Origin of the sequence: Shewanella abyssi, from assembly GCF_023284025.1 — a bacterium.
Taxonomy (GTDB): domain Bacteria; phylum Pseudomonadota; class Gammaproteobacteria; order Enterobacterales; family Shewanellaceae; genus Shewanella; species Shewanella abyssi.
The window spans coordinates 79,090-86,765 of sequence record NZ_JAKIKR010000018.1 but is presented as its reverse complement, the minus strand read 5'-3'; the positions used below and the strand labels follow the sequence as shown (position 1 = coordinate 86,765).

The 7,676-nt window shown below is 44.5% G+C and carries 9 protein-coding genes; 3 read left to right on the top strand and 6 right to left on the bottom strand.

Features of this window, described 5'->3' with window-relative positions; translation table 11 throughout:
• Window positions 1–976 precede the first annotated feature (976 nt).
• From L2755_RS10125 to L2755_RS10115, 3 genes are all read right to left on the bottom strand, one after another.
• Complete coding sequence (locus L2755_RS10125) at window positions 977–1,954, bottom strand: transposase (RefSeq protein ID WP_248980570.1); 978 nt, start codon at window positions 1,952–1,954, stop codon at window positions 977–979.
• Window positions 1,955–2,350: 396 nt separating this feature from the next.
• On the bottom strand, window positions 2,351–2,701 hold the full coding sequence (locus L2755_RS10120) for a hypothetical protein (protein ID WP_248980569.1): 351 nt from the start codon (window positions 2,699–2,701) through the stop codon (window positions 2,351–2,353).
• 8 nt (window positions 2,702–2,709) lie between these two features.
• Complete coding sequence (locus tag L2755_RS10115; protein WP_248980573.1) at window positions 2,710–3,267, bottom strand: GNAT family N-acetyltransferase; 558 nt, start codon at window positions 3,265–3,267, stop codon at window positions 2,710–2,712.
• Window positions 3,268–3,532: 265 nt separating this feature from the next.
• On the opposite strand from L2755_RS10115, the gene L2755_RS10110 reads away from it, so the two are divergent.
• On the top strand, window positions 3,533–4,477 hold the full coding sequence (locus L2755_RS10110) for a GGDEF domain-containing protein (protein WP_248980568.1): 945 nt from the start codon (window positions 3,533–3,535) through the stop codon (window positions 4,475–4,477).
• Here L2755_RS10110 and L2755_RS10105 read toward each other — a convergent pair.
• A complete protein-coding gene (locus L2755_RS10105) occupies window positions 4,471–4,689 on the bottom strand; it encodes a hypothetical protein (protein WP_248980567.1) in 219 nt (72 codons plus the stop codon). The two genes, L2755_RS10110 and L2755_RS10105, sit on opposite strands and share 7 nt — an antisense overlap.
• A 78-nt stretch (window positions 4,690–4,767) precedes the next feature.
• On the opposite strand from L2755_RS10105, the gene L2755_RS10100 reads away from it, so the two are divergent.
• Window positions 4,768–5,181, top strand: coding sequence for an META domain-containing protein (locus L2755_RS10100; RefSeq protein ID WP_248980566.1), 414 nt, complete (start codon window positions 4,768–4,770; stop codon window positions 5,179–5,181).
• Window positions 5,182–5,278: 97 nt separating this feature from the next.
• On the opposite strand, the gene L2755_RS10095 is transcribed toward L2755_RS10100, so the two are convergent.
• Both L2755_RS10095 and L2755_RS10090 read right to left on the bottom strand, forming a co-directional pair.
• Window positions 5,279–6,577, bottom strand: coding sequence for a dicarboxylate/amino acid:cation symporter (locus L2755_RS10095; protein ID WP_248980565.1), 1,299 nt, complete (start codon window positions 6,575–6,577; stop codon window positions 5,279–5,281).
• Between the two features lie 169 nt (window positions 6,578–6,746).
• Window positions 6,747–7,046, bottom strand: a complete 300-nt coding sequence (locus L2755_RS10090; RefSeq protein ID WP_428847789.1) for a hypothetical protein — start codon at window positions 7,044–7,046, stop codon at window positions 6,747–6,749.
• 140 nt (window positions 7,047–7,186) lie between these two features.
• Here L2755_RS10090 and L2755_RS10085 point away from each other — a divergent pair, with 140 nt between their 5' ends.
• Window positions 7,187–7,630 (top strand): GNAT family N-acetyltransferase, encoded by a 444-nt coding sequence (locus L2755_RS10085; RefSeq protein ID WP_248980564.1) that lies wholly within the window; start codon window positions 7,187–7,189, stop codon window positions 7,628–7,630.
• Window positions 7,631–7,676: the final 46 nt, after the last annotated feature.

Below are 7,676 nucleotides of genomic sequence, written 5' to 3'. Positions count from 1 at the left end.
CGTCCAATCCGCATGAGAACGTTTAGCCATATTAACTCCTGATGTAATAGTCAGTTGTTAAGATAGAACTTCAAAGCGGTAAGCTGAAGATGTACTTGGCCGGACGGTTACCATTAACTAACCTCAACTTTACTAACAACAGAATCTAATCTCCCCCGTTGGAAATTTCGCTTTTCAGAAATTTCGCCGGGGGCTGAGGGTTCGACTCTTATGAAATCAAGAGCGGGGACAAGCGCTTTACCCTTTGGCTCGACTCTTTATTACAAGAATGGCCGAAGCGCCACGACCTTGACTTAGATTTTTCTTTGTATGAGCAATAATGGATAAATGAGCTATCGAGGTCTGGGGCGCTGAGAGTTTGACTTTTATGAAGTCAAGAGCGGGCGCAAGCGCTTTGCCCCTTGGCTCGACTCTTGATTACAAGAATGGACGAAGCTGCACGACCTTGGTCAAGCGCAGCTTGATGCTGTGAAGTGGCCGCAGTGCCACGACGTTAGTTGTTAGACGCAGTCTAACTTAGAGGTCAAGCACTGCTTGGTAGCTTAAAAAAGCTAAAACGTTTTCAGCCAAAAAACACCTCTAACAATGGTCGAAATGTGCATTCTCCATGCACATAAACTCAACTTGTTGCATCGATAACACTGGTGGTTGCAGTACCTCTATAGATTCAGGATTAATCGTATCCAAGTCGCCCACTTCATCGATCTTATTGCCGTAAGAGTTAGTGCGAAATAAACAAAGCCACCAATAAAATAAACAAAGCCACCCACAATAAATCAACAATATAGCGCTACAAACCAAAGCTTTCAACTCTCGCGGCTTCAATAGGCTCGACTCATCAGGCAAGGGCTTAGACTAAGGACTGAAAGCCGTGAATTTCAGTTATTTGACAAGAACATGGTGATTTTCAGGCAAGGCTGGTGAACTCATGAGGGAAAAGTAGTTGGAAGAAGTTAGTGATAGCAGCTAATGGCTATTAGCCATCTTCTAGATATTTACAGCACCTAGCAAAATGACGACGCCGTTTCTGTAGATGTTCGCAGTAATTTGTAAGCTCTTGGGTTGTGCCTACAGGGCCGTGAAATATTTTACCAAATTCGGAGGTCAACTTTATCCAATTTTCCGTTGATATATTCAATTGGTTTAATATCTTAGCTGAATTTCCTGAGATACTGCCCCGTTTGTCTTCACGAATTATTCTGCCCGTTTCGTCTACTAGCTGCAGGTAATCTCGTAGTTCGAAGTTTATCCCTTTTGGTTGATTCAACCGTTCATTACCGATAAATGGCAGCAAAGACTTGGGCTGTTCACCATTAAGCGCCGCCTTTATACGGGCTTGAATACTGGTGTAATCTGATTGTTTGGCTGTTTGTGCCATTTTGGCGCGAATAGGGTTTAAGTCAACGTAAGCCATACAGGTTAGGACCGCGGCCTCGTCCAGTAGCGCTTGGGACTTGAACCGCCCCTCCCAAAACCGGCCTGTACACTTATCTTCTTTGTTGGCCATTCTAGCAATAGGCTCATTTAAGCACCTCATAAACCAGGAAATATCGCTTAATCGACTTCTGTACTGTGCAATTGAATGTCTTAATGGTGACAGGTTCTGCTCTTCAACTAGCTCGCCTTTTGCGAACCTTTGTGTCAGCTCAGTTCCCTTGAACAGCTGATGCCACTGCTCAACGACCTCTCTATCTGTCCAGTTATTCGCTAACTCAATATCTATCTTCAGCACTAGGTGAAGATGGTTACTCATTACCGCATAAGCTGCTATATCAATTGCAAAAACGCCAGCAAGCTTAAGCAGCTGAGACTCAACCCAATCACGTCGATGTTCGTAGGATTGCCCTGTATTGGGGTCGACTCCGGTCAACCATGCTTTACGTACGCACCTCGATACAGCATGGTACCAAGGCGTATCTTCAATACTAATTTGAGTTCTTCTGGGACGGGGCATAACAACCTCCTACTTCAGCAATACCTAAAGCTTAGTAAGAGCGGGCAAAATGTGCAATTAACTATGGATGGCTCTATTTTCGCTCTATTTTCGCTCCTGAAAGTTTGCGCTTTTATAACCCACTGTAGATGCGGCTGAGGCCTTCGAAATCAAGGATGATTTCGTTGAGCTTACAAGGACGTACTCGCAGCGAGTCTCTGTTGCGTCTGCACATACGCCGACCGCAGGTCATTGGAACCACTTTGATCTGAAGGTAACGCACATCAGACGAGCAGTCCTTCTTACCCGATTGTGGCCGAAGCGCCACGACTTTAGTTGTTAGACGCAGTCTAACTTAAAGCTCAAGCGCAGCTTGATATCTTAAAAAAGCTGAATAGCTTTCAGCACAAAGTACATCTAACAATGGTCAAAATGTGAATTTTCCATACACATAAACGACACCTGCTGCATCGACAAAACCGGTGGCTGCAGTACCTCTATCGATGCTGCATCGATAATGGCTAAATCGCCCACTTCATCTATCTTATTGCCATAGGAGTTAGTGCGACCACAATAGATAAAGTGCTTATGCCAACGCACTAGATAACTGCTTTCCTGCTTTTCATCAACCATCATGTCCGCTGTTAAGGCGTGGCACTCTTCGCCCTTTTCGGTCAATACCGCGACAACCAATTTAAGGTTATCAAACCCAGACAAGTTTAGTGACAGATACGGCGAGAAAATAGTGGCAACAGATTCAGACAACATAATAATCCTTAGAAAAAATAGTCGGTAGTAGGCAATACAAGCAGGTAGTAGTCGCGCTCATCAAAACTAATAAAGTCGACCACTTGCATTCCAGCTTTGCGCGTATGGGCTGCAAATGAGCCGGCATTATCTTCAGCGATAAAGGTCACCATATAAGGCAACTGTTTCGAAACGGCTTTTCTGATGAACTGAACTAGCGCTTCAAAGATGCCCTGGCCACGGTATGCAGTCGCAATCCAAATAGGCCCGTACTGACAACAGTTTTTTTCAGTCAATTTAGCCTTATCGTACTCAATTTTTGATAAGCGATTAAGCAAATTACGATAGATAGGCCACTGCTTAAAAAAAGCCCAACGCCCCGCAATAACATAACCAATAATCTGCTTATCGAACTCAGCGACAACCACCCAGTGTTGCGTCACCAGACAGGTTAAATCGGTTTGGCTAAACGACTGCCCATCTAAGCTATTATTACGCTGCTCAATTGACAGCTCATCCTGCAATTGGCTTTGCTCTAACGCCGCTAGAGATTGGATATCTGTCGCTGTTGCTATCCGAACATTAATATTGTTTTTCATGTCGTTTTTGGAGTAAAAACACTAATCATAACCGTATTATATCAAGTTTATCCCGCTAAAACCGTGCCCAGTATCCATATAAAATATACAAAAGCTACGAGAGTGACCCGCTTAGCACAAATTAGACAAAAATAGCTCACAATTTTAACAACTTTACATTTGAACAACTTAAAAAACGCAGTATAGTATTGCGTCACCCATACATTATTCAATGTCCATTTTCAGGCGGAAATAATCACTAGCGAGTTTAAAAATGTTAACTCAACCTATCGATCAGAATATTTGGCTAAGAGAACAAGAACACTCAGCGGTAAGCATCCCAAGATGGCAACAACAAGTCGATCTGCTTAACGACTTGTATGGTTCAAAAACCAGCCTTATCGTGCAGTTTTCAGCTCAAGACGCGCAAATAGTTTGTGGGAAAAGGCAGGCTGATAATTCACTGAAAACAGGCTTACTACTGCTAAAGTCACCGCTAATTGATGCCGTGAGCTCAAGCAGTAGCTACGGCACAAGTACATTGAACCCTAATGAGATTGGTGAGCAGTTCTCACACTACGAGCAAGTATTGAGTTTGCAGCTATCTTGGCCTGATGGTCGGGTGTTTGGCTGTATTTTAATCTGTGATCCTAATACCACTCAAGCGTCATCTGCTTCGTTAACCGTGATTGAATCTGTGCGCGCTTTATTGCAAGGCGAACTTAAGCAAGTGTACTTAATGCAGCAAGTGCAACGCTTGTCGTTTCAGGATGAAACCACGCAAATGCTCAACCCCTATGGCTTTGGTCTCATGGCGCCAAGGCAGTTGAGTTTAAGTCGACGTTTTGGCTCTCATGCTGGGATTATCATCATTGAAATGGTCGACAATCCACTGCTGCGAACTTTGCCGCTATCTCAGTCGCAAAAAGCGCGTCTATTAGCCAGCATCATTTCCGACTGCTTACGAGAAGCTGATATGTCAGCACGCATCGACGAAAATAAGTTCATCATTTTGGCTTTTGTCGACAGTGAATCGAATCTGGAGACGTTAATCGCACGTCTGCGAAAGCAGATCACTAAAGCAGCCGGAAAGTTGACTATCCTTGTGGGTAAAAGCTTTTTTACCCCGGATGCTCATCAATCACTAATGCCAATGCAACAAGCAGCTGAGGACGATCTCGAACTGCGCCGCCAATCATTAGCCAGCAAGCCCTACTGATCAGGTGTTTGCTCCCTAGCCCATTGTAGAAACAGCGCAATGGGAAAGGGAGACATCATCACCATCCCCAAACCCGCTAAACTGGCAATAAGCATCATTCCAGTGACTTGTTGCGGCATTTCCGTAAAGAAAAACAGCCCAACGCCGCATAACAACATACTTAATCCGACCCAATGCAGCATTTTTAGGTAATTAATTACATTTTTTTGCACTAACAATCGCCTTATTTCGGTTGATTTTGAGCTAGAATACTCACAATATATCGATATTAATCACTTTGGATCCGTAACATGATAAAACAATCCTTTATCGTAGCAAGTTTGCTACTGGGTTTATCCGCATGCCAATCATCTCCGCAAGCCCAAATTGAGGATTTAGCCATTGAAGGTACATGGCATATTGAGGTCGCAAACGGTCAAGCTGTTATCGACTATAGCCCAGCTCAACTGACTTTCGAAGCAGAAGGTAAGTTAACCGGCAACAATAGCTGCAATAATTTCTTTGGTAGTTATGTTTTATCAGGCCAATCGCTGCAGCTGCAACCCGCTGGCCACACTATGAAAGCCTGTGTCGATGCCCTAATGGCGCAAGAGCAACGCGTGATGCAGGCGATGCCAGCTATCAGCCAAGGAAAACTCTCGAAAGGTAAATTATTGCTGCAAGATGCGGACAATAAAACGTTATTAATACTCAGTAAAAAGTAATCGATGCTCTGATAACCTCGATTCACTAAGCAATAAAAAACCGCCTCAATGGGCGGTTTTTTTATTTCTATCTAACTGTATATACCCGTTCTAGCGATTATGTGTTTAACTTCTCTGCTATTTCAGCGCTCTCTTCTGCGCCCGCATTGTAATGCTCTACGTTGAGTTCACCTTCAGATTTAGCGATTACCGTGGTTGCGACTAAGTCACCAGACACATTCACTACGGTGCGAGCCATATCAAGCACACGGTCGATACCTGCAATCAACGCAACGCCCTCTAACGGCAAACCAACCGTGGTTAGCACCAGTGTTAGCATCACCAAACCCGCACCAGGCACACCCGCAGTGCCAATAGAGGCTAAGGTCGCGGTAAGGATAATAGTAATATAGTCAACCCAGCTTAGATCGATACCAAAGGCTTGCGCCACAAACAGTGCCGTCACGCCTTGATAAAGCGCGGTGCCATCCATATTGATGGTGGTTCCCAGCGGCAATACAAAGCTAGAGATCTTCTTATTGACCCCCAAGTACTCATTGGCGCACTTCATACTGACAGGCAAGGTACCCGCGGAGCTTGAAGTGGTGAATGCCACCGCAATGGCATTACTGATCCCTTTAAAGAACTGTATTGGGTTTAGTTTGCCAAAAACGGTCAATACGATGCTGTAGAAGCCGACGATATGCAGGAAGCAGCCGATATACACGGCCACAATGACCTTAATCAATGGCATCAACATCCCAACGCCATATTCGCCAGCAACCCATGCCATAAGACCAAATACGCCGTAAGGTGCAAGTTTCATCACCATGTCGGTCAGCTTGTACATCGCTTCAGCTAGGCTTTCGAATACTTTTATCGCCGGCTTACCATGGTCACCAATAAGCACCAGAGCCACGCCAAGCGCAACCGCAAATACGATCACTTGCAATATCTGACCACTGGCTAGCGCAGCAACCGGGTTAGTCGGTATGATATTAATCAAGGTCTCCATTACCGACGGCACCGCTTTAATGACCTCATCAGAGGGTTCTGCGACCATATTTAGGCCTTTACCTGGTTGCAAAAAGTGACCTACTGCGAGGCCGACTGTAATCGCAATTGAGGTGGTGCCTAAATAGAAGGCAAATGACTTAAAACCAATACGCCCCATTTTGGCCGTATCTTGCATAGACGTGACGCCGACAATCAGCGAGCAAAATACCAGCGGTACAATCAGCATCTTAATGGTATTAACAAACAGGGTTCCAATTGGCTTTAATACGGTCGCTTGCTCACCAAAACCGATGCCGGTTAAGATCCCCAGCAGCATACCAATCATGATCTGCAGCCATAATGGCACTGACATCCAGCGTGACCACACTTTAGCAAAAAGTGAAGTTTGTTGTTTTGACATAATTTAACCTTGCGACAATTGGAGAGGAAGACACAAGCAAATGCTTGCTTGAAAAATAACGCGGCAGTTTAGCATAGCCACTAAATGGCAGGGATGATCTGTATCACGCTGCGCCATTCGATAGATTAGTCGCAACAGAAATGGCTATACCAGTGAGGGATCCGTAATTTTAGGCCTCAAATTTTGAGTTTTTCTCATTTTTTGAGAAATGCATCTTGTGCAGTGCGGCTGGCGGCTGATCTCGCTCCATCAAATAACTCCAGTAGGCATCATCAAAGCCACTGAAGAACTGCTTATGTTTTCCCTCTGACCGCAGAATAAGCCACCACCAAACTAATCCCCATACGCCAAAGGTCAATAGGGTCGCCAAGAAGTGACGCGGGTGATTGATAGGTTTAAAGCTTTTAAGCGGTTGTTCGCATTCAACATGGCGCTCTTTATCATGGGAAGGGGGAGTGTTATCCATCATAACCTCAACTTTTTTTAACTCTAAAAAAAGTGTAGCAGAGCTAGACTTTAGTCGAATGTCAATCCATCGATAAAATCAAAAAATTACAGTTTCCTCACCATTTCCCATGTTAAAGTGACCGCAAAAAAAAGGGATAACAGATGAACATTCGTAAAGGCCAAGCTACCGATTTACCGGCGCTAATAAACTTCAATCAAGCGATGGCACTGGAAACAGAAGAGCTTGCACTGGACACCGACGTGCTAACCAAGGGCGTTAATACACTGCTCACATCGCCAGAAAAGGGCTTTTATCTGGTCGCCGAAGTCGATGGCGAAATAGCAGGATCATTAATGGTGACGTTTGAGTGGAGTGACTGGCGTGCAAAAGACTACTACTGGATCCAAAGTGTCTATATTCGCCCAGAGAGTAGACGCCAAGGGATCTACAATAAACTCTATCAAGCGGTTAAGGATATTGCCGCTAAAAATGGCGGTGCTGCTAGCTTTAGACTGTATGTCGAGCAAGATAATACTAACGCGCAGAAGACCTATAGCGCACTAGGAATGGAACAAAGTTATTACCTTATGTACGAAGAGAAATAACCTCCTTTTTTCAATCATCGCCATCAAAAAAGGCCATCAATTGATG

What these genes read in the sequence shown, in the direction of transcription:
- L2755_RS10100 (WP_248980566.1), top strand. Translation starts at nt 4,768, where the DNA reads ATGATAAAACAATCCTTTATCGTAGCAAGTTTGCTACTGGGTTTATCC.
- L2755_RS10110 (WP_248980568.1), top strand. Translation starts at nt 3,533, where the DNA reads ATGTTAACTCAACCTATCGATCAGAATATTTGGCTAAGAGAACAAGAA.
- L2755_RS10125 (WP_248980570.1), bottom strand. Translation starts at nt 1,954, where the DNA reads ATGCCCCGTCCCAGAAGAACTCAAATTAGTATTGAAGATACGCCTTGG.
- L2755_RS10090 (WP_428847789.1), bottom strand. Translation starts at nt 7,046, where the DNA reads ATGATGGATAACACTCCCCCTTCCCATGATAAAGAGCGCCATGTTGAA.
- L2755_RS10120 (WP_248980569.1), bottom strand. Translation starts at nt 2,701, where the DNA reads ATGTTGTCTGAATCTGTTGCCACTATTTTCTCGCCGTATCTGTCACTA.
- L2755_RS10095 (WP_248980565.1), bottom strand. Translation starts at nt 6,577, where the DNA reads ATGTCAAAACAACAAACTTCACTTTTTGCTAAAGTGTGGTCACGCTGG.
- L2755_RS10085 (WP_248980564.1), top strand. Translation starts at nt 7,187, where the DNA reads ATGAACATTCGTAAAGGCCAAGCTACCGATTTACCGGCGCTAATAAAC.